This window comes from Aeromonas sp. QDB20 (assembly GCF_027707805.1).
Lineage (GTDB): Bacteria > Pseudomonadota > Gammaproteobacteria > Enterobacterales > Aeromonadaceae > Aeromonas > Aeromonas dhakensis.
The window spans coordinates 1-24,797 of record NZ_JAPCJC010000001.1 but is presented as its reverse complement, the minus strand read 5'-3'; the positions used below and the strand labels follow the sequence as shown (position 1 = coordinate 24,797).

Below are 24,797 nucleotides of genomic sequence, written 5' to 3'. Positions count from 1 at the left end.
TCATGTGTCTATCTATTCCCTCTCAGGTGGTGCAACTGCACCCCGAAGATAACTGCGTCACCGTCGACACCCTGGGGGTGCAGCGGCGCGTCAGCTGCATGCTGCTCGAAGAGCCTCTCCAGGTAGGCGACTATGTGCTGCTCCATATCGGCTTTGTGATGAGCAAGATTGACGAAGCGGAGGCGCAGGCCAGCCTCGAGAGCTTCCGCCAGATGGTGGCCCTGATGCCCAACCAGGATATCTTGCCATGCTGACCTTGAATGACCTGTTTCAGGGCTTTCGCCAGCCCGAGGTGATCCGTGCCCTCGCCGCCCAGATCACTGAACTCGCCAACGATCTGCCCGAGCCGCTGCGGGTGATGGAGGTGTGCGGCGGCCATACCCACACCATCATGAAGTACGGCCTGCACCAGCTGTTGCCGGCCAGCATAGAGTTTGTCCACGGCCCCGGCTGCCCGGTCTGCATCATGCCCAAAGAGCGCATCGATCAGGCCATCGAGCTGGCTTGCCAACCGAACGTCATTCTGGTCACCCTGGGGGACATGATCCGGGTGCCGGGCTCCAAAGGCACGCTGGCCCAGCAGCGCGCCAAGGGGAGCGATATCCGCCCGGTCTATGACCCCCTCGATGCCCTGCGTATCGCCCGTGAAAATCCGGACAGCACCGTGGTCTTCTTCGCCATCGGTTTCGAAACCTCCACCCCGATGACGGCGGCGCTCTTGGCAGCAGCCGAAGCTGAGGGGATTGAGAACCTCTTGTTTCATATCAACCATGTGCTGGTGCCGCCCGCCATTCACGCCGTGATGGCCGACGGGGTGGCCAAGGTGAACGCCTTTATCGGCCCCTCTCACGTCAGCGTCATCACAGGTGCCGATATCTACCTGCCCATCGTCGATCGCTATCAGGTGCCCGTGGTGGTGAGCGGTTTCGAGCCGGTGGACGTGATGGAGGCGCTGCTGATGATGGTGCGCCAGAAGGTGGAGGGTCGCTACGCGCTGGAGGTGCAGTACAGCCGCGCCGTCACCGCCAGCGGCAATAAAGCGGCCCAGCAGCTGGTTGAGCGCTTTTTCGAGACCCGCGAGCACTTTCGCTGGCGGGGCCTTGGGGATATCAATGCCTCCGCCCTGCGCCTGCGCGATGCGTTTGCCAGGCGCGATGCGGAGCGCCACTTTGCGCTCAATCAGACTCCCATCGATGACCACAAGGCGTGCCAGTGCGCCGATATCCTGCGCGGCCTGGCCAAACCGAACCAGTGCAAGGTCTTTGGCCGGGGCTGCACCCCGACCCAGCCCATGGGCAGTTGCATGGTCAGCTCCGAGGGGGCCTGCAATGCCTACTACCGATATATGGGGATCCAGGAACGATGAGAGAAATCCAGTTAAGCCACGGTGGTGGCGGCGTCGAGATGAACCAGCTGATCAATCAGCTCTTCTTTCGCCACTTTGGTAACGAGATCCTGCTGCGCGGCGAAGATGCCGCCCTGCTGCCGGTGGAGGGCCCCGTTGCCTTCACCACCGACAGCTTCACCGTCTCGCCGATCTTCTTTGAAGGGGGCGATATCGGCAAGCTGGCCATCGCCGGCACGGTCAACGATCTCGCCATGATGGGGGCCAAACCCGAGTATCTGAGCTGCAGCTTTATCATCGAGGAGGGCCTCCCCTACGCCGACCTCGCCCGCATCGTGGAATCCATGGCCCGGGAGCTTGCCAAGAGCGGTGCCCGCATCGTCTGCGGCGACACCAAGGTGGTGCCCAAGGGGGCGGCGGACAAGATCTTCATCAACACCAGCGGGGTCGGCAGCTTCCCGCTGCCAGAACAGAGCCGGGGCATTTCGGTGCGCAATATCAAGGCCGGTGACGCCATCCTGGTGTCGCGGGATATCGGCAGCCACGGCGCCTGCATCCTGATGGCCCGCGACGCCCTGCAGCTGGGCTCGGATTTGCAAAGCGATTGCACCACCCTCTGGCCGCAAGTAGAGGCGCTGCTAAAAGCGGGTATTACCCCTCACGCCCTGCGCGACGCCACCCGCGGTGGCCTTGCCGCCGTGCTCAACGAGTGGAGCAGCGCCTCTGGTGTTGCCATCGAGCTGGAGGAGTCCGCCATTCCGGTGTGCGATCCGGTGCGCGGCCTGTGTGAGCTCTACGGTTTCGAGCCCCATGATCTCGCCAACGAGGGGACCATGGTGCTGGCCCTGCCTGCCGAACAGGCGCAGGACGCACTGGGCATCTTGCGGCAATTCAACCCCGCCGCCAGCCAGATCGGCGTGGTGCAGGCGAGCGATCGCCACAAGGTGATCCTCAACAACCCCTGGGGCAGCCGCCGTTATCTGGAGCTGCCGCAGGGGGAGCTGCTGCCGCGGATCTGTTGAGCAACCATGCCGTTCCGTCAATTTCAGGGAGGAGTCACTGCTTCTCCCCATATCGGTTAAGGAGCCACCATGCACGAAATGTCTCTGGCCATGGCCGCCATCGATCTGGCGGCCGAGCAGGCCACCCAGCGGGGCTTTACCAGGGTGACCGCCCTCTGGCTCGAGGTCGGCAGCTTCTCCTGCGTCGACCCGGACACCATTGCCTTCTGTTTTGAGGCCGCCGCCAAGGGCACCGCCGTCGAAGGGGCCCAGCTGCACTTTCAGCACCAGGCCGCAGAAGCCTGGTGTTACGACTGCAATCAGACGGTCACCCTCACCGAGCGCGGGCAGGCCTGCCTCGGGTGTGGCGGATACAAATTACGAGTCGCGCAAGGGAACAGCCTGCGCATCACCGACATCGAGGTAAGTTGATATGTGTAGCGTATGCGGATGCGGCCAGGCGCGGATCGCCGGCCATGAAGATGATCACGACCATGAACATGCTCATGAACACCACCATCATCATGAGCACGGCCATCATCATGCTCATGACGCCCATCACCATCATGACCACGAGCAGAGCACACCGCGCACCCTGATCATTCACCACCACTACCACCATCAGGGGGATGTCCATCACCACTACCACGGGGTACGGGCTCCCATGGGTCATGAGGGTCATGAGGGTCATGATCACCCCCACGACCATCATCATGATCATGCCCACTCTCATGACCACGGCCATTCCCACGCGCATCCCCATGATCACAGCCATGACCATGACCATGACCATGACCATGACCATGACCATGACCATGACCATGACCATCAGCAGGGTGATCTGCACTACGGCAAAGGGGAAGCGGGATTGTCGGTGCCCGGCATGGGGCAGCGCCAGCTGATCGCCATCGAGATGGACGTGCTGGCCAAAAACAACGCCTTGGCCGCCCACAACCGTGAGCACTTCGACGAAGCGGCCCAGCTGGTGCTCAATCTGGTGTCGAGCCCGGGTTCAGGCAAGACCACCTTGCTGTGCGAAACCTTGCGCCAGCTGGCTAACAAGCGCCCCTGCGCGGTGATCGAAGGGGATCAGCAGACCAGCGCTGATGCGGATCGCATCCGTGCCACCGGCGTGCCTGCCGTGCAGATCAACACCGGCAAGGGCTGCCATCTGGATGCCAAGATGGTTCACGATGCCTGCCACCAGTTGCCCGCCAATCAAGGGGGCATCCTCTTTATCGAGAACGTGGGCAACCTGGTCTGCCCCGCCAGCTTCGATCTCGGCGAGAAGTACAAGGTGGCGATCCTCTCCGTCACCGAAGGGGAAGAGAAGCCGCTGAAATACCCGGACATGTTTGCCGCCGCCCAGCTGATGGTGATCAACAAGATCGATCTGCTGCCCTACGTCAGCTTTGACGTGGCCCGCTGCATCGAGAACGCCAAACGGGTCAACCCCTATATTCAGGTGATCCAGGTCAGCGCCACCACGGGCGAAGGGATGGATGCCTGGCTCAACTGGCTGGCCAGTGCCTGAATCGGTTAAACGCCGCTGATAACGGTAGAAAACAAGAGAGGGAGGCTGATGCCTCCCTCTCTTTTATCTGTAGACCTTGCCGGCCGTGCTATCTGTCTCGAATGGCCAGCGTCCCACACTCGCGTCCCCTCACCCTAGCCCTCTCCCCAGGGAGAGGGAACCCATTTGTGGATGCTGCACTCCTCCCCTGTCTCAACAGGAAAAGGGGAGCCTGTTCATGGATGCAGGCAATATGCTCGAAGTACGCGCAGCCCCCGGAGAGTCTGCGAGCATAACAACCAGCATTGTGCCCCGCCAAGCTTGGGGAGAGGCACCTTCCGCTCCCTTCTCCCCTTGCGGGAGAAGGGCTGGGGATGAGGGGGACCTAACCCTCAAGCTGCACTTTCGGTCAGCTCCCCAGATTCGGGCTGCATCTCGCCAAAGCGCAGCACCCGATGGCAGATCTGGCGCAATAATGCCTGCTGGTGACTGAAGACAAGTATCCCAAGACCACGCTGCTCGCACTCCATCATCAACTCCCGCCAGAGCTGGCGCTGAATTTGCGGATCCAGCTGGGCGGTCACCTCGTCAGCAATCAGCAGACGGGTGCGGGGATCGAGGGCGCGCAGCAGCGCGATGCGGGCCAGCTCGCCGCCGGAGAGCTGACCGGGCTTGCGACCGAGCCACGCAGGTTTGACCATAAAGCGGGCCAGCATGGCGTCATCGGGGCGCCATACATCCCACAGTGCCTGCCCGGTGGTGCGATAGGGATTGAAGGTGAGCTCCGGGTGCTGGGGCACCAGCTGGATGGGGTTGTAGCCCTTCACCGGTTTGGCCAACGGCTGCCCATCCAGCAGGATCTGCCCACCCGCCCGAACCGGTTGCCAACTCGCCAATATCCGCCCCAGCGTGGTCTTGCCATAACCGCTCGGCGCAGAGATGCCGAGCCGCTCGCCCGCTTTCACCGTCAGCGATAACTCCTGCCAAAGAGGGCGTTCCCCCTGATCGATGGTGAGATTTCGTAGTTCCAACATCAGGAAACCTCCGGCGCAGAGAAAAGCGAATTGAACTCGGGCAACGCCTGCCAGTGGGCTCTGAGCATCTCGCTCCCCTGCCCCTGGCGCAAATGGTGGCAGCTCAGGGTATCGCTCACCTGCCCCTGATGCAGCGCGACGATGCGATCGGCAAAGCGGGCCGCCAGCGCCAAATCGTGGGTCACCCAGAGGATGCCGCTGCCCTGATTGGCCAATTCACGCAACTGGCTGAGCAGCTGGCAGGCCAGCCCCTCGTCGAGCCAGGCGGTGATCTCGTCCGCCAAAATGTAGCGGGCACCGCCGAGCGCCGCGGTGCAGGCCAGAATGCGCTTGGCCATGCCACCGGAGAGCTGGCGCGGGTATCTGTCCAGCGTGGTGGCGGGCAACTGGTAGCGCAGCAGTTGCTCGCCGAGCCGTTCGCGGGAACCGCTCTGACCGCAGAGGCGCGCCGCCCGGCCCAGCTGACGCTCCACCGTCAGCAACGGATTGAGGGCGCTCACCCCCTGTGGCACATAACAGAGGGTGTGGCCGCGCAGCCCGGCACGGCTGGCGTCGCACAGGGGCACGCCATCGAGGGAGATGGTACCGCGCATGCGCAGGTTGTCTGGCAGCAGGGTCAGGGCGCTTTGCAGCAGCAGGCTCTTGCCCTCGCCGCTCCCCCCCACCAGCGCGACGATTTCGCCGGGCGCCAGTTGCAAGCTGATATCGGTCAACAAAGGCTGCCAGCTGCGCCGCCCCAGCCAGGAGTAGTGGGCCGCCTCTATGGTCACCTGGTCGAAGCTCAGCATGATTCACCCCCAAACCAGAGTTGTTGCAGAGCCCGGGTAGCCTGATCAAACAGTAAAACCAAGGTCAGCAACATCAGCCCCGGGAAGAGGGCCAGCCACCAGCCACCACCGGCCAGATAACGCAAGGCATCGGCCAGCAGCAGGCCCAGCGAGGCCTCGTGGGCCGCCAGGCCAAAGCCGAGAAAGCTCAAGGCGGCGCTGTGCAACACCGCATGGGGAAACATCAGCAGGGTGCCGATAAACCACTGGGGCAACAGCCCCGGCAGCAGGTGGGTGCGCCAGCGGCGCAGCGCCCCCATCCCCTGACAGCGGGCCAGCACCACATAGTCACTGCTGGCGATCCGCCGCGCCTCGGCGCAGAGAATGAGCGCCAGCTTGGGCCAGTGGGTGAGCGCCACCGCCAGGATCACCCCGCGCATGCCACCCCCCACGGTAAAGCAGATCAGGATCAACAGCAGCATATGGGGCAGCGCCAGCATGGCGTCGATCACCAGCCGCACCGCCGCATCACACCTGGGATGGATAAGCGACACGCTCGCCGCCACCATGGCCAGCAGACCGCTGCACAGGGCCGTGCTGATCCCCAGCTCCAGACTGGTGAGGGTACCCTGAAAGGCGCGTTGCCAGAGATCCCTCCCCATCTGGTCGGTACCGAACCAGTGGGTCAGCGAGGGGGGCTGCTGGCGCGCCAGCAGATCCATCGGCACATCCTGATGAGAGAGGCTCCAGCCGTAGCTGGCCAGCAGCAGCAGGCAGATCAGCGCAAAGCCCAGCCGCAGTATGGAGGGAAGCGGATTAAACAGCATGCACACCCTCCCAACCGCGGTTGATGCGCGCCAGCAGCAAACTGGCCACCGTGTTGCCAATAAAGACCAGCAGGGTGCAGAAGAGCACGATTCCCATCAGCAAGGGGATGTCTCCGCGCAGTCCCGCATCCACGGTGGCCTGACCGAGCCCCGGGTAGGAGAAGACCTTCTCGGCTAACAGCGATCCGCCAATCAGCTCACCGAGGGAGGCAAACTGCAGACAGATGGCCGGGGTCAGGGCGTGGCGCAGCACGTGAAAGCGCAGCATGGGCCAGCCGCCATCCCCCTGGGCGCGGGCGTAGCGAATAAAATCGCTCGCCAGCACCTCGGCCACCCGCCCCCGGGTATGCAGGGCGATATTGCCAAGCCCCAGCAGCGCCAGGGTGGTCACCGGCAGCAACAGATGACGCGCTCGCATAGCCCAATCTGCCTCATCGGCAGAGAGGCCCGGTGTCCAGGCGCAGCAGACCGGAAGCCAAGGCCAGTGCACCGCAAACAGGGCGAGCAGCAACAGGCCAACCCAGAAGGTGGGCAAGGAGGCGAGCAGGTAGGCAAAGCGGCAAATCAGGCGATCGGGCCAGCGATTGAGATAACGACCGGCGCAGAGGCCCAGCACAATGCCGAAAAAGCCAGAGAGCAGCCAAGCACCCGCCAGCAGCAGGAAGGAGGCAGCAAAGCGCTGGCCTATTACCTCACCCACAGGCGCGTTGTAGAGCATGGAGTAACCGAGATCCCCCCGCAGCACCTGGCTGAACCAGTGCCAGTAGCGCAGCCAGAGCGGCTGATCCAGCCCCCAGCGGGCGGCGATCCGGGCGTATTGCTCGGGCGGCACATGGAGCAGATCATTGCCGATATAGGCCTTGATGGGGTCGATGGGGGAGTAACTCAGCAGCACAAAGGTGGCGACCGAGACCAGACAGAGCAGCCCTGCCAGACGCAGCAGGGCTTTCAGAGTGGCAGTCATCATGGTGGACGAACTTAACGGCACGTCCACCGCCAATCCTGCAGGTTGTTGAGCAAAGACCAGCTACCGTGGATCTCCGGCGCCCCCTTGCCAAGATCGATGCAACGGTTGGCGAGATAGGTGTGCTGCACATTGAGCAGCCAGGCCCAGGCGGCATCTCCCTGCACCCCGGCGCCACGCTTGCCATCCCACTCCACCAGCTGCCAGAACGGTACGGCCGCCTGCCAGTTCGGGGCATCCAGCGCCTGCTTGAGGTGCGCATCCACCACCGGATTCTGGTAATAGCCTGGGTTGTAGAACTCCACACCGGCGGAACCGCTCTGGTAGTGGTGATAGAGCTCCATGGGATCCAGACTCCCCCACCCCATCAGCACCGGATTGGCGTGCATCTCCCGCTCCACCTGCTCCCAGCTGCCGGACTTGAGGCTCACCTCAAGGCCGATGGGTTTGAGCATGGCCCGCACCGCTTCCGCCAGATCCCGGCGGGTGCTGTCACCGCTGGTGTACCAGAGGGTAAAGGCGGCGCGCAGGTCGCCTTTGTGGCGAATGCCGTCACTGCCCATCTTCCAACCCGCCTCGTCGAGCAGGGCGTTGGCGTGGGCCGCATCCCCGTCCTTGAAAGCGGTGGCTTTATTCAGCCAGGGCAAGCCCTCTACCGCGCTGTAGGCGGGAATGGCGTGCCCCTCCAGCAGCTGGTCGGCCAGCAGCTGGCGGTCGATGGCGTAATTGATGGCGCGGCGCACCGCCACGTCCGAGGTCACGTCGTTGCCGATGGGATAACCCTTGGCATCCTTGCCACCCGCTGGCGGAATGGGGAAGACGATGCCGCGGTTCTCGACACTCGGCCGCACCCACAGCTTGAGGGAGGCAGGGACTGTGGGCGCCAGCGACGGGGCAATGCGCACCAGGTCAAGCTGGCTGCTCTGGGCGGCGGCGTAGGCGCTCTCTTCATCGATAAAGACAAAGACCAGCCGTTTGAAGTCATTGTTGCCGCCGGCGTAATAGGGGTTCGCCTCTACCACCAGCTGTTGACCGGGCAGGAAGCTCACCAGCCGGTAGGGGCCGGCACCGACCGGATGGCGGGCGTAAGCTTTTGCGTCGTAATCCCGTTTCGACACGATGCCGAGCGATCCCAGCACGTTGACGAAGGTGCTCTGGGGGGCGCTTAAAGCAATCTCCACCTGGGTGGGCGACACCACCTTGGCCGAGACAAAGTTGCCCATGTCGATCTTGCCGCCGCCCTGGGCTGCGCTGTTGTAGGTAAAGGCGACGTCTTCGGCGGTGAGCGGCGCGCCGTTGGAGAACTTCAGATCCGGCTTGAGGCGGATAAGCCACCCCTTGCCATCCTGGTTCGGGGTCACCGCCTGGGTAAGCAGGTTCTGCCAGCTGAGATCGGCGTTTTGTTTGAGCAGCGGGCTGTGCAACAGCAGGTAGCTGCCGTGGCTCCAGCCGAGCAGGGGGTCGAACCCTTCGGTGGGCTCACTGCCGATGGCGAGCTTGAGTTCGGCGGGGACGGGCTGGGCAGCCAGCGCCATGGAAGAGAAACCGCCCGAGAGCAGGGCCAGCAAGGCGGCCGCCGTGGCAGAGAGGCCTTTGCGGCGGGCGATGTTGCTGCCTGAGTGGCAGCCAAAGCATTGAATGGTCATAAGATCCCTTGTTCGTTTTACCACTCACTACCCAAAAAACAGGGGCACGACAGAAGCGAGTGAGGGGCCAAAACGGCCCCTATTCTAAACCTGATTGCAGATGAGACCTAGCGCTGGGTACCACCCACAGCGTCACCGCGCCGGCCGCTGAACAGGCGGCGCCGGCTCAAGTTCACGCCGCCCTCCCCCTGCTGCACCGGAAGCGAAAGCAACATCTTGAGGGTGCTGCTCACCAGCGCCTGCCCCTCGTCGGCCCCCAGATGCGGGTCGATGGGGGACATGAGCGAGCAGGCCAGCAACTGCCCCGTTTCGGGCAATGCCCCCACCATAAAGGTCAGGTTGCCGCAGGGGAGCTGCAGGGCGAGCCGATCGCGGCTGCCACGCAACGGCCAGAGCTGATCCGGCCCCGGCAACACCACCACGCTCAGCATCCAGGGAGTGAGCACGCAGCCGAGCCACTGCCCTTCAAACAGGATGCACTCTGCGACTATGGGCATCGCCGGGTGATAGAAGGGCAGCACCTGCATCTCTTGCTGCGCGATCCGCTCGTACTGGGCAACCAAGCGCGGGGCAGGGTTCGCGGCAAAACCGCTAAACTCCTGCGCCGGCTCTGTCGCGGCTTCGTTCACTGTCTCATTCACAATGGATTGCGCCATACGCCCTCCCGTGCTCGCTCGGCCTTCTCCTGCTCAGAGAGCTCAATGGCCGGAGCCCCCAGACTGGCCAGCAGGGCCAGGATCCGATCCGTCGCCTCCCCCAGCGCCGCCGCCACCACGGGGGTGAGGCCGATGCGGGGCTCGAGGGATTCTGGCTCGACCCCGATCAGGGTGAGCCGCCTGGGGGATTCTCCCGTCATGTGCAGCGCCGAGAGCACATCCGCCAGCCCCAGCTGATGGGGAGAGATCTTGCGACCAAACAGGGTCGGGATCTCCTCATCCTTCAGGGTCACCACGGTACCCGGTGGATTGCCGCTGCGCACCGCGTCCGCCAGTATGATGTGGTCGCGACTGGCCATCGCTTCGAGCAGCTCCATGCCGGCGGTGCCGCCATCAAGCAGCTCGATGCCGGGGGCTAAGCGGTAGTCGCGCTCCAGCCCCTCAACAATGCGCACGCCGACGGCCTCATCGCTCAACAGCAGGTTGCCCACGCCCAGGATCAGGGTGTTCATCACAGCACCTTCACCTGAGTTGTTTCACCACTCTGGGTATCCACCACATGGACCGCGCAGGACATGCAGGGGTCGAACGAGTGGATGGTGCGCACCACCTCCAGCGGTTTGGCGGGGTCGGCCACCGGGGTGCCCACCAGCGATTGCTCGTAGGGGCCGGGTTCGTCGTTGAAGTTGCGCGGGCCCGAGTTCCAGGTCGATGGCACCACCGCCTGATAGTTCTCGATCTTGCCGCCCTTGATGACGATCCAGTGGGAGAGCATGCCGCGCGGCGCCTCTTCAAAGCCCACCCCGCGAAACTCCTTGTCCGCCGGGATCTCGGTCTTGATGTAGGCGCTGAAATCCCCCTTGCCGATGTTGTCCACCAGCGCCTTCCACTGATGAGACAGGGTGTCTTTCAGCACACAGCAGCGTACCGCCCGGCCTATGATGCGGCCCAGGGTGGAGTGCAGCTGTGCAGGTGTGATGGCCGAACCGGTCAGCGCCTTGTAGAGGCCGTTCAGCTGATCGAAGTGTGCCACCGTCTCCGGGTGCTTGGCGGCCAGCTTGACCAGCAAGTCTGCGAGCGGCCCCACCTCCACCACCTTGCCGTAGAAGGTGGGGGATTTGACCCAGGAGTACTTGCCGTCATCCTGCCAGCCGGTGTAGTTGGGCTCGGTCTTGCCCTCCCAGGGCTTGAGGGGTTCGTCATCCTTGTACCAGGCGTGCTTGTTGCTCTCGGCGATACCGTCCATCAACCAGGCATCCTGATGGCTCTCGATGGGGCGATAGCCGGCCAGATCGCCGTTCTCGATGTAGCCACCCGGCATCAGGAAGCTGCCGCCGTCACCGTCGGTGGGGAGCTCAGGCACGCTCAGGTAGTGCCTGGCCCCCTGCCCCAGGTTCAGCCACTCGGGGTAGTGGGCGGCTATGATGGCGGCATCCACCTTGTAGACCTGCTCGATAAACTCGCCGAGCCGATCGATGAAGCTCTTCACATACATGAGGCGCTCGAGGTTGAGCACGCTCGGCGCATCCAAGTTGATGGGGTTGGCCACACCGCCCACCGCCAGGTTCTGGATGTGGGGAGTCTTGCCGCCGAGGATGGCGACGATGCGGTTGGCATCGCGCTGGCACTCCAGTGCCTGCAGATAGTGCGCCACGGCGATGAGGTTCACCTCCGGGCTCAGCTTCATCGCCTTGTGGCCCCAGTAGCCGTTCGCAAAGATGCCGAGCTGGCCGCTCGCCACCAGGGCGCGGATCTTGTCCTGTACCTTGGCGAGCTCGTCGGCGCTGTTGAGGGACCAGGTCGATACCCCCTTGAGCAGGTCGGCCGCTTTTTGCGGATTGGCCTGCAGTGCCGCGGTGATATCCACCCAGTCCAGCGCGGAGAGCTGATAGAAGTGGACGATGTGATCGTGGATGTTGTGGGCCGCAATGATCAGGTTGCGGATGTACTGGGCGTTGACCGGCACCTTGGCGCCGATGGCGTTCTCCACCGCCCGCACCGAGGCGATGGCGTGAATGGAGGTGCACACCCCGCAGATGCGCTGCACTATCATCCAGGCATCGCGCGGGTCGTTGCCCTTGACGATCTCCTCCATCCCGCGCCACATGGTGCCGGATGACCAGGCCTTGGTGACGACGCCGCCTTCGATTTCACAGTCGATACGCAGGTGACCCTCGATGCGGGTGATGGGGTCTATGGTGATACGTTGGCTCATACGTTGGCTTTCCCTCGGGCCTGATAATCTTGGTGAACACGTTCAAGTGATGGCAGTACCGGCAGCAGCCGGATCAGCAGCAAATAGGCACACACCTCGATGGCGACGAAGCCCAGGGAGATCAGCACTTCCGCCGCGGAGGGGAAGTAGTGGTAGCCATTGCCGGGGTTGAAGGCGAGCAGGGAGTAATCCAGTCGCCAGAGGGCGGCGCCCAGCAGCATGCTGAGGGCCCCCAGGAACAACATGCGCGAATCGCGGCGGCTCTTGTCCCAGTGGAACACCAGCAGCGGGAAGATCATCAGCGCGATCTCGCTCCAGAACATGATGGAATAACGGTTAAATTCGGAGAGATAGGCCGACTTGTCGTTGATGACGATCTCGGCAAAGCGCAGCGCCACAAACAGGATCAGGAAGATGTCGATCACCTGGGTCAGCTTGTAGAACAGCGGCTTCTCGTTGAGGCCGCGCCCCGCCAGCCCCGCCTGCACCAGGGAGCCTTCAAACACCACGATGGAGAAGCCCATGATGAAGGCGGTGAGCAAGGAGAACACCGGCAGCAGCTCGTAGCTCTGCCAGAGCGGATGGATCTTCTCCCCCGCCACTATCATCAGGGATCCCATGGAGGATTGGTGCATGGTAGGCAGCAGGGCCCCCAGCGCCAGAATGAAGAACATGACCTTGTTGATCCGCGCAAGGGAGACCTTCCAGCCGAACTTCTCCAAGAGCACGGGCGCAAACTCCAGCGCCATCACCCCGATGTAGATGGTCATGCAGACCGCCGTCTCGAACAGCACCGAGGAGGTGTTGAAGAAACCCGGAATGTAGAAGTAGGGCAGGTTCCAGTAACGGCCGACGTCGATGGTGATGGAGAGGCCGCCCAGCGAATAGCCAAACAGGCTCGCCAGCAGGGCCGGTCGCACCAGGGGGTGATACTCGCCCCGGTTGAAGACGTAGACCGCCCAGGCCAGCGCCCAGCCACCGCAGGCGAAACCGGTGCCGATCAGCAGATCGAACGAGATCCAGAGCCCCCAGGGGTAGCCGCCGTTGAGATCGGTGACCGAGCCCAGCCCGAAGATGAGGCGTTTGAGGATCAGCATGCCGCACAAGATGACGAACGGCGCCAGCACCATGACCGGCCAGCTGACCAGCCTGCCCCCCAGCGGATGTGCCTTGTGATTACTCATGATCCTTGCCTCCCGATTGCTTGTCATGGCCCGCGTGCGAGTCATGATCGTCGCCATCCTGATGGTCCTTGGTGTTGCGGCGAATGAGCACCGAGAGCCCGGTCAGCACCACCAGCGGCAGCACCATCCCCTTGTAGAGGGTGTGCTGGATGTGCTCGGAGCGCGCCCCGGAGGAGAGCTCCGGCAAATCAGGCATGTCGAGCTTGGTGTAGGGCACCCCGGCCAGCACCAGCACCTGGGTGCCGCCCCCCTCCTTCTCGCCATAGACGTAAGGCTGGTAGTTGGGCACTTCATGCAGGTAGGGATCGTTGGCGCTGAAAGTCTGGCGCGGGTAGGCATATTCGCTGCCCGGGGTGGCCAGCAGCCGGCGCTTGGCCTCGGCCATCAGCGCCTCGCGGGTGCCGAAGATGACGGCGCCGGTGGGGCACACCTCGACGCAGCCGGGCAACTTGCCCTGATCAATGCGCTCAAGCCCCTTCTGGTTGCAGAGCTCGCACTTGTGGATCGCCCCGAACGGGTTGTCGTAGTCATATTTGGGCACGTCGAACGGGCAGCCCACCATGCAGTAGCGGCAGCCGGTGCAGACGTCCGGGTCGTAGTGGACGATGCCGGTCCTGGGATCCTTGGTCAGCGCCTGCACCGGGCAGACGGAGACGCAGTTGGGATCGACGCAGTGCATGCACTGCTTCTTGATGTAGGCATAGCCATCCACCAGCTGATCCTTGTGCTCACCCGTGCCGCTCTTCCACACCTGAATGATGTTGTTGGTGTAGGGGCTCAGCTTGTCGTTGTTGGACCAGGTTGCTTCCCCGGCCGGATTGGCCGGGTTGCCGTTGAGGCGCTGGCACTCCGCCACGCAGGCCTGGCAGCCGATGCAGAGGGTGGAGTCGTAGAGCATGCCGAGCGCGCCGGGAATGGGCGGCTTGTTCTCGGCCGCCGCCAGGGCAGTGCCGGAGACGGTGGTGCCCGCCGCCAGCGCACCGACGGAGGCGAATTTGAGGAAATTGCGTCTGTTCACGGTCACTCCTCCCGTGAGGTGTGCTGCCCGGCTTCATGGCGCTTCTGCTGGCGACCGAGCTCGCGCACCGTCATCAGACTCACCCCGACCAGCACCCCGAGCGCCCCACCGATAAGGCCGGTGGCGGTGGGCGACATGTGCCCTCCCTCCTGGATGGCCACGTCGGGCTTGTTCACCCGCGGGGTGGGATTCTCCACCTTGGCGAGCTGGAAGATCCCCTTGCTGAAACCCACCCCCTGCTCGTTGCAGCCGTAGCAGGGGTGGCCGATGCCCACCGGCCAGATGCCGCCGCCCACGTCGCAGAACTCCAGGGTCGAGCAATTGCCGTAGGTCTCCGGCCCCTTGCAGCCCAGGTGATAGAGACACCAGCCCTGACGGTGGCCCTCATCGCCAAACTCCTTGGCAAAGCGGCCGGCATCGAAGTGCGGGCGGCGCTCGCAGTTTTCGTGGATGAGCCGCTCATAGGCAAACAGCGGCCGCTTCTTGGCATCGAGCGCCGGCAGCTTGCCGTAGGTGATGTAGTAGGCGACCGTGGTGAGGAAGTTGTGGGGATTGGGCGGGCAGCCCGGGATATTGATAATCGGCGTGCCAAGGTTGCCGAGGGCCTCCTCCAGGCTGACGGCACCGGTCGGGTTGCCGCCGCTGGCGGGCACCCCGCCCCAGGCGGCGCAGGAGCCGATGGCGATGACGGCAGCCGCATCGGCAGCCGCGCGGCGAATATGGTCGACGATGGGTTCACCGGCCACCATGCAGTAGATGCCGCCATCTTTAAGCGGGATGGAGCCATCCACCACCAGCACATACTTGCCCTTGTAGCGTTCGATGGCATTGTGCTTGTTCTCTTCAGCCTGATGACCGAAGGCCGCCGAGAGCACCTCGTGATACTCCAGCGAAATGGTGTTGAGGATCAGGTTCTCGATGGTGGGGTGGGTGGCGCGCAGCAGCGACTCGGTGCAACCGGTACACTCCTGCGCCCCTATCCAGATCACCGGTGGCCGCTCGGGGCTGGTGAGCGCGGTGGCCATCTTGGCCACGGCATGTTGGCTTAATCCAAGGGTTGCGGCCATCCCGGCGCACAATTTCATAAAGTCACGGCGATTAATTCCATGAGCCGATAAAAAAGTATCCTCGACCATTCTTTTTATTCCCGTAGTGAGCACTTGTTTGATAAATGCTTAATAGCGGAAATGCTAAGTACTCCCCCCCGGTATTGTGTTGATCTCCATCAAGTGATGGGACATTACTCAAATAGAAACTCATCACAATTAATTTAAAAACTTCATATGTGGCATATACTTACAAAACCCTTGTGAAGACACAAAAATACCCACTAGGGGGTATTTTTGTATTTTAAAGAATTAACACCATTTAAATTACCCGTTAATTTTTGATGTTAAATAATCAGAATGAAAGCGTTGTCACACTATTTGACAGGATCTTTATGTTACCAGCCATAGGCTATTTCACCTTGCCAAAAGTGGTTGATAATATATACCTTTATATTTGTATGAGTATATGTAAACAAGTGAAATGAACGCGCAAACGATATTTATTATCAGCTTTTAAGAAATAACTAACCCTGCTGCTCAAGGCTGATCTTCGCCGCTTGATTAATTAACCGGCCCATATCCATGCCTCACCATCCTGGCCACGGATGATCTGCCTCCCCCGGCCGCGTGCGCCACCAAACCGGCCACCAGCCTTCTTGGTGGCGTACACCACTCACCGGCTCGACGGGATGCCCTCTTCATCCGGCAGTGCCACCTTACACCTCCCATGGATCTGGCAGCCTGCTTTTCTCCTCTGCCATGCGCCTGCCCGCACCTTTGCCAGGGGTCAGCAACCCAGCCTGCGCGCAGCCGGTGCAAAAAACCGCCAGCAATGTGCGAAAAAGGCGCGATTCCCCTCCCGTTTGAAGGGGCAAAACCAGTGATAAATATTGCCCGATAGGGAGCCAGAGAAAGCGTCGGCAGGCGAATTTATACAGAGGAATATCCCGTATTTTGCCCATTTTCACATTCCCATTCGCCACATAATTTACCAACCAAAAAACAACTGATAACATCTTTTCACAATTTAAAGCATATAAAACAACATGGTTCGGTGACCCCCCGTTTGCTCGTCGCAGCCACCGGGATCACCTGATCAGGATTGAGACCAGCAGCCAACTTCTCATCGAGCAGACACCCGACCCCATGATGAACACAGTTACGGCCAATATCGATCTGGATGCACTCCAGCACAATTTAGCCGTGGCACGCCGCCACGCCCCCCACAGCAAGATCATCGCGGTACTCAAGGCCAATGCCTATGGTCACGGGCTGCTGCCGGTGGCCCATGCCCTCGCCCAGGCCGATGCCTATGCCGTGGCAAGGGTCGAGGAGGCGCTGGTGCTGCGTGCCAACGCCATCACCAAGCCCATTCTGGTGCTGGGGGGCTTCTTCAGTGCCGAGGCGCTGCCGCTGCTGGCCAAACACGATCTGCAGACCACCCTGCATACCTGGGAGCAGCTGGCGCTGCTCGAGCAGACCACTCTGCCCGCCCCCATCAAGGTGTGGCTCAAGCTCGATACCGGGATGAACCGGCTCGGGCTGCGCGCCGAGGAGTTGCCCGCCTTTATCGAGCGGCTGAGTCATTGCCACAACGTAGTGCAGCCGTTCCAGCTGATGACCCACTTCAGCCAGTCCGATGAGCAGGATACCCAGGCCACTCTGCTGCAGATCGAGGAGTTCAACCGCCTCTCTGCCCATCTGCCGGGCGAGCGGGCCATGGCCAACTCCGCCGGCATCCTCGCCTGGCCGGCCTCGCGCAGTGACTGGATCCGGCCCGGCCTCATGCTCTACGGCGCCTCCCCCTTTACCGGCCAGCTCGCCGCCGACCACGGCCTGCGTCCGGTCATGACCCTCAAGAGCCAGCTCATCGCCACCCGGGCCTGCCAGCAGGGTGAGGCTGTCGGTTATGGGGGTCACTGGGTGGCGAGTCGGGACACCACCCTCGGCGTGGTGGCCGCGGGATATGGCGATGGCTACCCGCGCATGGCTCCCGAAGGGACCCCAATGCTGATCAATGGCCGTCGGGTTCCCATCGTGGGTCGGGTCTCCATGGACATGATCACCGTCGATCTGGGCCCGGCGGCCAGCGACAAGGTGGGGGACGAGGTTACCCTGTGGGGAGAAGGGCTGCCGGTGGAGCAGGTGGCCGAGAAGATAGGCACCATCCCCTACGAGCTGCTCACCCGCCTGACCAGCCGGGTGCATCTCGCGCATTGCGACAGCCGCGAACAGATGCCGATGTTGAAGCTGGCCTGAACAATCAAGCTGAGGGCGGCCACCGCGAGGTGACAATCCGGCCCCTGATAAGCAAAAGGCCCTGTCTTGCGACGGGGCCTTTGCCTGATGGGGAATTCAGGAGCAAGGTGCCACGACCTTATCCGCATGGACTCAGCGAATCCCCTCCAATGACTTGAACCAGGCGAGGCTGGCCTGCCACAGGGGCGTGGCAGACTTGCGAAAATAGCCCATATGGCCGATTGCTCCATCCAAAGTATGAGGAAAGAGATCAACACGCGTCACGGGAGCATTACTGTAGTGCTTCATGAAGGCGTCGCGTGATGCGGGCATCGCCCAGCGATCGTCCAGCGCATTGGCCGCCACAATGGGAGTCTGGACGCTTTGGTAAGCACGCTCGATGCCACGCATCGCCGGGTCGTCAAAGAAATAGTGACGAAAACGGCACCAGTACCGCCATTGTACAAAGGCGCCTTTTGGCAAATCTTCTCCCATGCCCAGCAGGCTCCACGCGCAATAGCCTTTCCACCAGGTCAGCAGCGGCAGCACTGTGTTCCACATGGTGAGCACCTTGAGCTGCTCGCTGAAGGGCATATAGCCGTGCCACCCGGCCCCGGTGCCGAAGACATAGAGCCCGGAGACTTTCCGATGATTGGGGAGCAGGCCGAAGGCGTGCCCACCATAGGAATGGCCGATGACGAACAGGGGGAGATCGTCCCCGCTCATGGTTTCCACTGCGGCGGCCAGATCGCGCCTTCCCCAATCGAGCAAATCCATCTCGAAGCCTTTGAGTGACGCGGGTTTTGACGCGCCTATGCCCCGGTAGTCAAAAGTCAGGGTGGTAAACCCTTGCTCACTGGCGAACTCGGCAAAGCGACGATAGAAGCCCTGCGGCACGCCAGTAGCCCCCGCGACGATGATCTTGCCCTGCACCTGCCCTGTTGCCGGGTACAGTTGCCCCTGGATCAGATAGTCATCGTCGGTGTGAAACGAGATAGCAGCCATATTCCTCCCTGAAGTATGACGATTGTCATAGTCATGCTCCGAACGCTATACTATGACACTCGTCATAGCAAGAGGGTGCAGCGTGAAAGAGTGCACATCGACCGGGCGTCAACGGGTGATTGAGGCCGCTGCCGCCATGCTGGCACGGCATGGTTTGAGAGGGATCAGCATCCGTGAAGTGAGCAAGTTCGCCGATGCACCCCTGGGTTCCACGTATCATCATTTTCCCAGCGGCAAGAATCAGATAGTGACGGAGGCAATACACTGGGCCGGCGCCCAGGCATCCGAGCAACTGCAGCGCTGCCTGCAGGCCGATGCCTGGCAGGGTCTCGGTCTGTTTGTATCCCACTGGCGTGAGCGGTTGACGCAATCTCACTTTCGCGCGGGGTGCCCGATCGTGGCAGCGGCCATCGAAGCGCAGCATGAAGAGGATGGGGAGCCAATCAAGGAGGCGGTGGCCCAGGTCTTTGGCCACTGGCAACAGCTGATTGCCGATCACCTGATGGCACAGGGGCAGGCCGACGCCTCTGCCAGAGCCTGTGCGCTGGGGATCATCGCCAGCATAGAGGGCGCCATCGTGTTGTGCCGTGCCCATCAAAGCAGCGAGCCCCTGGATGCGGTATTGGCATGCTTACCCAGATTGATGGGCACCGCCGAGTGATGGCACGCCTTGGCACACAATAACGGGGCTATAGAGCACGGAGCAGCCCGGATACATGTCCGGCGGGGAAATCACTGCCCCTCGTTCCCAGGGGGATGATGCCGAGAGATTCATGACTAAATAAAGCAAAAGGCCCCGTCTTGCGACGGGGCCTTTTGCTTTATTTGGCGGTGAGGGAGGGATTCGAACCCTCGAAATGACTCACTAAAACGTTGTGAATCAACCAGTTAAGGTTGAATTTAATAAAAATTGTGTCACGATTATGTGACACTGTCAATAAGGTCTCGACGCTTGGTTATTTTCTCATTTGATTGGAAAATAGAAGCAAGTATAGAGATAGATCTAAACAACCGATTACTAACTGACCATCCTACAGAACGCATATAGTTCAGTTTCTATGTCTTTAGGGCTTTACAGTTCCTGCTACATATTCGTAAGCCTCGCCACGACTTGCTCACCTGGGGCGGTGGTAGATACTTCGTTGCGCCCCGATAAGCAGCCATTCATTCTTAACAGTCGTCTCCTTTAGTTTTATTTGTTTGCGAGATGATTGATATAGCATTGTCAATCGCGGTTTTACGAGCGTCCGCATGTGGCCTCTCCCATCCAAGAGCGGAAGTATTGGATGTAAAAGCTCTCAGGGCATCATCGACGGATAAATGGGGTATCCATCTACCAACATCATCGTCGTACCTACCACCAAATTCTAAGCTGGGATGGTTCTGCTTAAACCATCGTCCACAGTCATTGATTGTAGCTTCATAGCACTCACTAAAAAACTTACTAACCTCATCAATGGCTTCGCGCACGGTACTGCGCGATACATAGGCAATATGAGGTCCCGTATAGTGCATACCATCAACGTATTTAGGCATTACATTCACGTACCCCTCCTTTGCCTCTTCCACTACGCAATCTATCCTATAGGCAGCTCGAATCATCGCACCTGTAAGCCGCGACATAAAATCAAGATGTTGCTCTAGCGCACACTGTTTCCCTGTTTTCACTGCTTGCTCTACAGCCTCGAAGAGGAATGCGGGCACTAAAGCCGGTGTCACCATCAAGTTCTTCAAGTAAAAATCTGTGGTCTTGTTATGCCAATAGTGCTCTTTTGCATTATTCATACACAAGTACTTTCTCATATTCATCAGGGCCTCTGATACGAACAATTCTGTGAGTTGTTTTGTCGTGAGATGTGGCCAAAAGTCATTTATTTCGTCAGTAAGCTGTTCAAAATAAAATATCATAGCAATTACCTGTAATGATGAGCAAAACAGAACGAGATTATTCTAAATATGTTTGTGCCTTGCCATTTCACACTGTTCGCATCACCCATATTTAAGTCCATATATAAAATTACCAGGCTTAGATATTTACTGCCTTGGTTGATAGGCCGATGTATACTGGTTGACTAACAAATTTGCCTCCACCAACGACATAGGTGACAAGCGCTTGGCGAAGATCTCACGCTTATTAATTGCATCGAGGTGACCATTGGTAGCCGCCACCGAACACCAGACGTAAGCCAATTTGTCATCCAGTTCCACACCCATACCAGCGTGGTACATCAAACCAAGGTTATACTGAGCACCCGCAACCCAGTTCTCGGCAGCTTTTCGATACCAGACCACAGCTTGAGCCATATCTTGTTCAACTCCTTGGCCTGTGCGGTACATAAAGCCAAGATTGAACTGCGCAATGGCATGCCCTTGCTCACCCGCCTTTCGATACCAGACCACGGCCTTAGTTATATCTTGTGTTACCCCTAAGCCTGTGCGGTATCTCCCACCTAGGTTGTATTGCGCCTCGATATTTCCTTGCTCGGCTGCCTTGCGGCACCTGAGCACAGCGTGAGCGATATTATATCGCTCAGAGAGATTGTACGGCTCGCCATCGGCCTCCCCTGAATAGCCTCGCTCGGCTGCTTTGCTGCACCAGAACTCAGCCTGGGGCATATCTTGCTCCACCCCGAAGCCTCGGGCATACATCCAGCCGAGGTTATACTGAGCCTCGGCTTCCCCATCCCACTCATCAAACGCATCCATGGCTGCCTTGCGGTACCAAGCCACCGCATGAGTCATATTTTGCGCTACTCCGAGGCCTTGGGCGTACATCACGCCAAGATTGAACTGCGCCATGCCACACTCTTGCTCAGCTGCCTTAAGGCACCAAGCCGCTGCCTGGACCATATCTTGTGTCACACCGAGTCCTTGAGCGTACATCCCACCAAGGTCATACTGAGCCCAGGCTAAGCCTTTTTCAGCAGCCATTCGAATCCATGTTGCAGCCTTACCCATATCTTGTGGTACACCCCGGCCATGTTCATACATCAAACCAAGGCTGTATTGTGCTTCAACATGCCCTTGTTCAGCCGCTTTTTTGCACCAGATGACTGCTTGGGCAATATTATTTGCCACCCCAAGACCTGCGCCATATATCTTGCCGAGGTTGTACTGGGCATGAGCATGCCCTTGCTCAGCCGCCTTGTGATACCAAACAACAGCTTGATTGATATCCTGTGTTACCCCTTGACCTTGAGCGTACATCTCCGCTAGTTTGTTTTGTGCCTCGGCATCCCCTTGCTCTGCCTCCATGCGGCACAGAAGCGCATCTCGCGCCACCCCTTTGCCTGTCTCAAAAATTTCTCCTGGTTCATCGTCCCACTCCTTGGCCGCCTTGCGCGACCAGTGCTCAGCCTGAATTAGGTCTTGCGCCACTCCCCAACCGTGCTTGTACATCACACTAAGGTTGTATTGTGCTTCGACATGGCCTTGTTCTGCCGCCTTGCGGTACCAAACGACAGCTTGTGCCAAATCTAGGGCCACCCCGAGGCCTGTTCTGTATATTTTGCCCAGGTTGTACTGAGAATGAGCATACCCTTGCTCAGCCGCTTTGTGATACCACACAATGGCTTGATTGAGATCTTGTGTTACCCCTTGACCCTGAGCGTACATCCCTGCCAAGTTATTCTGTGCCTCTTTAAGGCCTTGTTTGGCCGCCTTGTAGTAGCAAGCCACTGCTTTGTTCATATCTTGTTTTTGGGCATATTGCACACCACGGCTGAACTGTGTCCAAGCATCTTCTTGCTCGCCCTCTTGCAACTCTTGAGCGAGTTGCATTTCCAACCAGTCTTTACTCATCTCTGCATTCCCACTCTAATAAGATTATCCGTATTGTAACTAGTGGCACAGCATCATGAACTTGCTGGCCTCACACATTCCTTCGAAACTTCAATGTAACTTAATTTTGCGTACAGGCTGCTGTCTGGCTTTGAATGATGCTCTTTTGGCTCCACTTAATAATCCCCCTCATAGTCGTTGGGGGTGGTTGATATGGCTACCCTGCCGTTGAGCATTCAACGGCAATAAAAAAATCAGAGTCAATAGCTGTTAGCACTGTGCAGAGCTAATTCCCACCTCACCTGCCGAGCGGTCATGGTGATCGATAATCTTTATTGGGGATAATTTACGGTTGTGGTTATGCACTGATTAAGCAGACACAATATCGCTTAATCAGCCTCGGAGCCTTGCTATGACTGCGTTTGACGTGATGATGGTTAAGCGGTTAGGTGAAGTTGCTATAAAGCGTAGTGAGTGTTTGAGAAGCCCATGCATTTTCACTCAATGACTTTTTATATAGAAATTACTTAATCAATTAACCAAAACCCACTGTAGGCCAGTAATGGCGCGGATTTGAGGCTGGTTAAGCAAGCGACATTGCACTTAATCCGTGCTTAACCACTTAATCACCTGCCCAACAGACAGGCAAAAAAAGCCCCGCCTTATCGGCAGGGCTTTAGAATCACGCCTTGTCGGCTTTGCTCTTCTCTTTGGGGCTATCGACTGGAAGCTGGTACTCAGTCCGATTAGAACGCTCCCTACGGCTCTGGATCTTGCCCTCGCTCGCGAGCAGCCTGAGCGCCTTACCCCAGTTGCTCGCCATGCTCAGCTTCTCTCCATGGCGAGCACACAGCTCGCTTGCAGTGAACCACTCAGTTGAGGGCAGCGGGCACGATAAGTGGCGATGGTAAATAACCTCATAGTACGCCCCCTTATCGGTGTGGGCATCGTTTACAGAGGCGGCCAGTGCAGCAGTCGCATCATCCAGAAACCACGTCGAGCCAGACTCATAATGAGCCATAACTTCCAGCCAGAACTGGCGCAGTTGCTCAGGATCATCCAAGGATAGTCGGCCTGCATTCCAGCTCCAGCCTAGGATCGCATTCAGGCGATCAACATCAGCCGCAGCGGCTAGCTCGATAACCGCAAATCGAGCGTTACCTGTCGTGTCTCTGAGAAAATCCGAGCCGTTAACCGTGGCGATAAATGCGGTCTGGCGCTTTTTAGTGGTCATGCTGCGGGCATAGGGCAGGCGGAAACAGTCACTCTCCCTTGTCAGAAAAGCTTTGAGCGAGCCAGCCTCATGCTTCGTCGTACTTTCCAACTCAGCCAGTTCCACAATCCACGCTGACACAGCGCGACGAACATCATCAGGTCTGTCTGGATTGATGGAGCAATCCAGGGTTGAACCTGGCACCACGGCAGCCAGACGGCTAATCCATGCGGATTTACGGAGGGACTGCCCGCCCGCCAGCACCGGCACCAGTTTTGAATGCCAGCGTGGGTGATACAGCGCAGCAACACACCCAACCAGCCATGCATGCAACACGGCACCCGCATAGGCGGGATTAGCGGTATTGAGGGTAGCAATCACCGCATCGATGCGCGGTTTCCCATCCCACGGTGCCCCACGTTCGAGCCACTGACGCACAGGGTGATAACTGTGGCGCTCACAAATTGCGATCAGGTGCTCCTCAATCACGGCATCTGGCACACCTGCCAGCTGGCAGGCATCAACCAGCGCAGATCGCTGGCCCGCCTCAGAGCCCCCCAGGCGCTCACCATCAGCACCCGCCAGTTCTGGCTCACCCGTCATCAGGTTGTAGCGCGGCAACCATGCCTGAAATCGAATGAGGGCGCACAGATTTGCACTGGTTTTGATAGGGCGGCCAGTAGGACCCATGTCCGGCAGAGTCAGCAGTTCACCCTGCATCACCGACCTGACAGCTTGTTGAACCTGTTGTGTGGCAATGCCGTCGTTCTGACCATCATTTGACGGAATATCATGCCCCGCTGTAGTATTTTCATTATTATTCATTTTTATAGTCCTCGGCTTTATCGCCTGATTGTTGTTATATAGAAGCCCTTGTCATTTTCTACTTTTTAATTTCGTGAGCAGCAAACATATTAACCACACACTCAATTAAATCTAAGCGATTTTTATGAATGGTATTGTGCAACCAATAATGGCGGTATTAGCCCGTCTGTCCTCGATCAGCAAATGAGCCCGAGCGCCCGCAGGCGTTGGAGCGCCTGATCCTGTGCGTTGTTCGAATAATCGGGTTCCTGAGTGATCCGAGCAAGACGCGCAACCAGCCGCATGCTATTTTCATCAAGCCTCGCAGACACATCGAGCAATGACACTGCGTAGTGAGTGTTACATGCCGATGCCAACGCAGCAGCCAGCACCCTGCTAGATCCGGTGCGCGGGTGCTCTACAATGAGAGCCAAAATTTCGTTCAGAATTTTCATCTATTTCGCGAATTCAACTTCGAAGTGCGACACTCGCCTATGCCGCCTGACGGTACTCTTCGAATACCTTGACAGGCTGCCTG

24 protein-coding genes and 1 pseudogene are annotated in these 24,797 nt (G+C 59.4%); 8 read left to right on the top strand and 17 right to left on the bottom strand.

Annotated features, from left to right (window positions below; all coding sequences use genetic code 11):
* Window positions 1-2: 2 nt before the first annotated feature.
* The 4 genes from PG897_RS00125 (at window position 3) to hypA (ending at window position 2,778) form a co-directional block, all read left to right on the top strand.
* Complete coding sequence (locus PG897_RS00125) at window positions 3-254, top strand: HypC/HybG/HupF family hydrogenase formation chaperone (protein ID WP_025201567.1); 252 nt, start codon at window positions 3-5, stop codon at window positions 252-254.
* Window positions 248-1,366, top strand: coding sequence for a hydrogenase formation protein HypD (gene hypD, locus PG897_RS00120; protein ID WP_201882748.1), 1,119 nt, complete (start codon window positions 248-250; stop codon window positions 1,364-1,366). The genes PG897_RS00125 and hypD overlap by 7 nt, the downstream gene beginning before the upstream one ends.
* On the top strand, window positions 1,363-2,367 hold the full coding sequence (hypE, locus tag PG897_RS00115; RefSeq protein WP_201882749.1) for a hydrogenase expression/formation protein HypE: 1,005 nt from the start codon (window positions 1,363-1,365) through the stop codon (window positions 2,365-2,367). The genes hypD and hypE overlap by 4 nt, the downstream gene beginning before the upstream one ends.
* 69 nt (window positions 2,368-2,436) lie before the next feature.
* The gene (gene hypA, locus PG897_RS00110) at window positions 2,437-2,778 is read left to right on the top strand and encodes a hydrogenase maturation nickel metallochaperone HypA (RefSeq protein WP_201882755.1); all 342 of its coding nucleotides are present in this window, start codon (window positions 2,437-2,439) and stop codon (window positions 2,776-2,778) included.
* Here the strand turns inward: hypA and PG897_RS00105 are convergent.
* Window positions 2,756-3,127, bottom strand: a complete 372-nt coding sequence (locus PG897_RS00105; RefSeq protein WP_226013896.1) for a hypothetical protein — start codon at window positions 3,125-3,127, stop codon at window positions 2,756-2,758. The genes hypA and PG897_RS00105 overlap by 23 nt on opposite strands.
* Here PG897_RS00105 and hypB point away from each other — a divergent pair.
* Complete coding sequence (gene hypB / locus PG897_RS00100; RefSeq protein WP_270828682.1) at window positions 3,011-3,880, top strand: hydrogenase nickel incorporation protein HypB; 870 nt, start codon at window positions 3,011-3,013, stop codon at window positions 3,878-3,880. The two genes, PG897_RS00105 and hypB, sit on opposite strands and share 117 nt — an antisense overlap.
* A gap of 371 nt (window positions 3,881-4,251) precedes the next feature.
* Here hypB and PG897_RS00095 read toward each other — a convergent pair whose 3' ends face one another.
* From PG897_RS00095 to hybO, 11 genes are all read right to left on the bottom strand, one after another.
* Entirely contained in the window at window positions 4,252-4,893 is a 642-nt protein-coding gene (locus PG897_RS00095; RefSeq protein ID WP_201882764.1) for an ATP-binding cassette domain-containing protein, read from the bottom strand.
* Window positions 4,893-5,681: an ATP-binding cassette domain-containing protein gene (locus tag PG897_RS00090; protein ID WP_201882767.1), complete on the bottom strand. Its 789-nt coding sequence runs from the start codon at window positions 5,679-5,681 to the stop codon at window positions 4,893-4,895. Before PG897_RS00090 ends, PG897_RS00095 begins: the two co-directional genes overlap by 1 nt.
* Window positions 5,675-6,487, bottom strand: coding sequence for an ABC transporter permease (locus PG897_RS00085; protein ID WP_124249902.1), 813 nt, complete (start codon window positions 6,485-6,487; stop codon window positions 5,675-5,677). Before PG897_RS00085 ends, PG897_RS00090 begins: the two co-directional genes overlap by 7 nt.
* Window positions 6,477-7,481 carry an ABC transporter permease gene (locus PG897_RS00080; RefSeq protein ID WP_124249901.1) on the bottom strand — a complete coding sequence of 335 codons (1,005 nt, stop codon included), beginning with the start codon at window positions 7,479-7,481 and terminating at the stop codon, window positions 6,477-6,479. The genes PG897_RS00085 and PG897_RS00080 overlap by 11 nt, the downstream gene beginning before the upstream one ends.
* Window positions 7,466-9,097 carry an ABC transporter substrate-binding protein gene (locus PG897_RS00075; protein WP_201882769.1) on the bottom strand — a complete coding sequence of 544 codons (1,632 nt, stop codon included), beginning with the start codon at window positions 9,095-9,097 and terminating at the stop codon, window positions 7,466-7,468. Before PG897_RS00075 ends, PG897_RS00080 begins: the two co-directional genes overlap by 16 nt.
* A 107-nt stretch (window positions 9,098-9,204) precedes the next feature.
* Window positions 9,205-9,753: a hydrogenase-2 assembly chaperone gene (gene hybE / locus PG897_RS00070; RefSeq protein WP_201882771.1), complete on the bottom strand. Its 549-nt coding sequence runs from the start codon at window positions 9,751-9,753 to the stop codon at window positions 9,205-9,207.
* Window positions 9,735-10,265: a HyaD/HybD family hydrogenase maturation endopeptidase gene (locus PG897_RS00065; protein ID WP_201882773.1), complete on the bottom strand. Its 531-nt coding sequence runs from the start codon at window positions 10,263-10,265 to the stop codon at window positions 9,735-9,737. The genes hybE and PG897_RS00065 overlap by 19 nt, the downstream gene beginning before the upstream one ends.
* Window positions 10,265-11,968 (bottom strand): hydrogenase 2 large subunit, encoded by a 1,704-nt coding sequence (hybC, locus tag PG897_RS00060; protein ID WP_201882774.1) that lies wholly within the window; start codon window positions 11,966-11,968, stop codon window positions 10,265-10,267. Before hybC ends, PG897_RS00065 begins: the two co-directional genes overlap by 1 nt.
* Entirely contained in the window at window positions 11,965-13,152 is a 1,188-nt protein-coding gene (gene hybB / locus PG897_RS00055; RefSeq protein ID WP_201882778.1) for a Ni/Fe-hydrogenase cytochrome b subunit, read from the bottom strand. Before hybB ends, hybC begins: the two co-directional genes overlap by 4 nt.
* Window positions 13,145-14,170, bottom strand: a complete 1,026-nt coding sequence (hybA, locus tag PG897_RS00050; protein ID WP_201882780.1) for a hydrogenase 2 operon protein HybA — start codon at window positions 14,168-14,170, stop codon at window positions 13,145-13,147. Before hybA ends, hybB begins: the two co-directional genes overlap by 8 nt.
* A gap of 2 nt (window positions 14,171-14,172) precedes the next feature.
* Window positions 14,173-15,306, bottom strand: coding sequence for a hydrogenase 2 small subunit (hybO, locus tag PG897_RS00045; RefSeq protein WP_011706350.1), 1,134 nt, complete (start codon window positions 15,304-15,306; stop codon window positions 14,173-14,175).
* A 1,059-nt stretch (window positions 15,307-16,365) separates the two neighbouring features.
* Here hybO and alr point away from each other — a divergent pair.
* Entirely contained in the window at window positions 16,366-17,478 is a 1,113-nt protein-coding gene (gene alr / locus PG897_RS00040) for an alanine racemase (protein WP_201883723.1), read from the top strand.
* 132 nt (window positions 17,479-17,610) lie between these two features.
* Here alr and PG897_RS00035 read toward each other — a convergent pair whose 3' ends face one another.
* The gene (locus tag PG897_RS00035; RefSeq protein ID WP_010633704.1) at window positions 17,611-18,462 is read right to left on the bottom strand and encodes an alpha/beta hydrolase family protein; all 852 of its coding nucleotides are present in this window, start codon (window positions 18,460-18,462) and stop codon (window positions 17,611-17,613) included.
* A 52-nt stretch (window positions 18,463-18,514) separates the two neighbouring features.
* On the opposite strand from PG897_RS00035, the pseudogene PG897_RS00030 reads away from it, so the two are divergent.
* Together PG897_RS00030 and PG897_RS00025 are read left to right on the top strand one after the other, a co-directional pair.
* A pseudogene (locus PG897_RS00030) lies at window positions 18,515-18,706 on the top strand (TetR family transcriptional regulator); the annotation flags it as partial.
* 3 nt (window positions 18,707-18,709) lie between these two features.
* Window positions 18,710-19,123, top strand: coding sequence for an LmrA/YxaF family transcription factor (locus PG897_RS00025; RefSeq protein WP_230599211.1), 414 nt, complete (start codon window positions 18,710-18,712; stop codon window positions 19,121-19,123).
* A gap of 509 nt (window positions 19,124-19,632) precedes the next feature.
* Here PG897_RS00025 and PG897_RS00020 read toward each other — a convergent pair.
* The 4 genes from PG897_RS00020 to PG897_RS00005 form a co-directional block, all read right to left on the bottom strand.
* Window positions 19,633-20,370, bottom strand: a complete 738-nt coding sequence (locus PG897_RS00020) for a hypothetical protein (RefSeq protein WP_017783814.1) — start codon at window positions 20,368-20,370, stop codon at window positions 19,633-19,635.
* Window positions 20,371-20,496: 126 nt separating this feature from the next.
* A complete protein-coding gene (locus PG897_RS00015) occupies window positions 20,497-22,263 on the bottom strand; it encodes an SEL1-like repeat protein (protein WP_223924714.1) in 1,767 nt (588 codons plus the stop codon).
* Between the two features lie 661 nt (window positions 22,264-22,924).
* Window positions 22,925-24,280 carry a VapE domain-containing protein gene (locus PG897_RS00010; protein WP_017783778.1) on the bottom strand — a complete coding sequence of 452 codons (1,356 nt, stop codon included), beginning with the start codon at window positions 24,278-24,280 and terminating at the stop codon, window positions 22,925-22,927.
* A 176-nt stretch (window positions 24,281-24,456) separates the two neighbouring features.
* Complete coding sequence (locus PG897_RS00005; RefSeq protein WP_270828681.1) at window positions 24,457-24,714, bottom strand: hypothetical protein; 258 nt, start codon at window positions 24,712-24,714, stop codon at window positions 24,457-24,459.
* Between the last annotated feature and the right edge of the window lie 83 nt (window positions 24,715-24,797).

Excerpts from the sequence above, each read along its gene's own strand:
- PG897_RS00125 (WP_025201567.1), top strand. The coding sequence starts at position 3 with ATGTGTCTATCTATTCCCTCTCAGGTGGTGCAACTGCACCCCGAAGAT.
- hypD (WP_201882748.1), top strand. The coding sequence starts at position 248 with ATGCTGACCTTGAATGACCTGTTTCAGGGCTTTCGCCAGCCCGAGGTG.
- hypE (WP_201882749.1), top strand. The coding sequence starts at position 1,363 with ATGAGAGAAATCCAGTTAAGCCACGGTGGTGGCGGCGTCGAGATGAAC.
- hypA (WP_201882755.1), top strand. The coding sequence starts at position 2,437 with ATGCACGAAATGTCTCTGGCCATGGCCGCCATCGATCTGGCGGCCGAG.
- hypB (WP_270828682.1), top strand. The coding sequence starts at position 3,011 with ATGGGTCATGAGGGTCATGAGGGTCATGATCACCCCCACGACCATCAT.
- PG897_RS00105 (WP_226013896.1), bottom strand. The coding sequence starts at position 3,127 with ATGGTCATGGCTGTGATCATGGGGATGCGCGTGGGAATGGCCGTGGTC.
- PG897_RS00095 (WP_201882764.1), bottom strand. The coding sequence starts at position 4,893 with ATGTTGGAACTACGAAATCTCACCATCGATCAGGGGGAACGCCCTCTT.
- PG897_RS00090 (WP_201882767.1), bottom strand. The coding sequence starts at position 5,681 with ATGCTGAGCTTCGACCAGGTGACCATAGAGGCGGCCCACTACTCCTGG.
- PG897_RS00085 (WP_124249902.1), bottom strand. The coding sequence starts at position 6,487 with ATGCTGTTTAATCCGCTTCCCTCCATACTGCGGCTGGGCTTTGCGCTG.
- PG897_RS00075 (WP_201882769.1), bottom strand. The coding sequence starts at position 9,097 with ATGACCATTCAATGCTTTGGCTGCCACTCAGGCAGCAACATCGCCCGC.
- hybE (WP_201882771.1), bottom strand. The coding sequence starts at position 9,753 with ATGGCGCAATCCATTGTGAATGAGACAGTGAACGAAGCCGCGACAGAG.
- PG897_RS00065 (WP_201882773.1), bottom strand. The coding sequence starts at position 10,265 with ATGAACACCCTGATCCTGGGCGTGGGCAACCTGCTGTTGAGCGATGAG.
- hybC (WP_201882774.1), bottom strand. The coding sequence starts at position 11,968 with ATGAGCCAACGTATCACCATAGACCCCATCACCCGCATCGAGGGTCAC.
- hybB (WP_201882778.1), bottom strand. The coding sequence starts at position 13,152 with ATGAGTAATCACAAGGCACATCCGCTGGGGGGCAGGCTGGTCAGCTGG.
- hybO (WP_011706350.1), bottom strand. The coding sequence starts at position 15,306 with ATGGTCGAGGATACTTTTTTATCGGCTCATGGAATTAATCGCCGTGAC.
- alr (WP_201883723.1), top strand. The coding sequence starts at position 16,366 with ATGATGAACACAGTTACGGCCAATATCGATCTGGATGCACTCCAGCAC.
- PG897_RS00035 (WP_010633704.1), bottom strand. The coding sequence starts at position 18,462 with ATGGCTGCTATCTCGTTTCACACCGACGATGACTATCTGATCCAGGGG.
- PG897_RS00020 (WP_017783814.1), bottom strand. The coding sequence starts at position 20,370 with ATGATATTTTATTTTGAACAGCTTACTGACGAAATAAATGACTTTTGG.
- PG897_RS00015 (WP_223924714.1), bottom strand. The coding sequence starts at position 22,263 with ATGAGTAAAGACTGGTTGGAAATGCAACTCGCTCAAGAGTTGCAAGAG.
- PG897_RS00010 (WP_017783778.1), bottom strand. The coding sequence starts at position 24,280 with ATGAATAATAATGAAAATACTACAGCGGGGCATGATATTCCGTCAAAT.
- PG897_RS00005 (WP_270828681.1), bottom strand. The coding sequence starts at position 24,714 with ATGAAAATTCTGAACGAAATTTTGGCTCTCATTGTAGAGCACCCGCGC.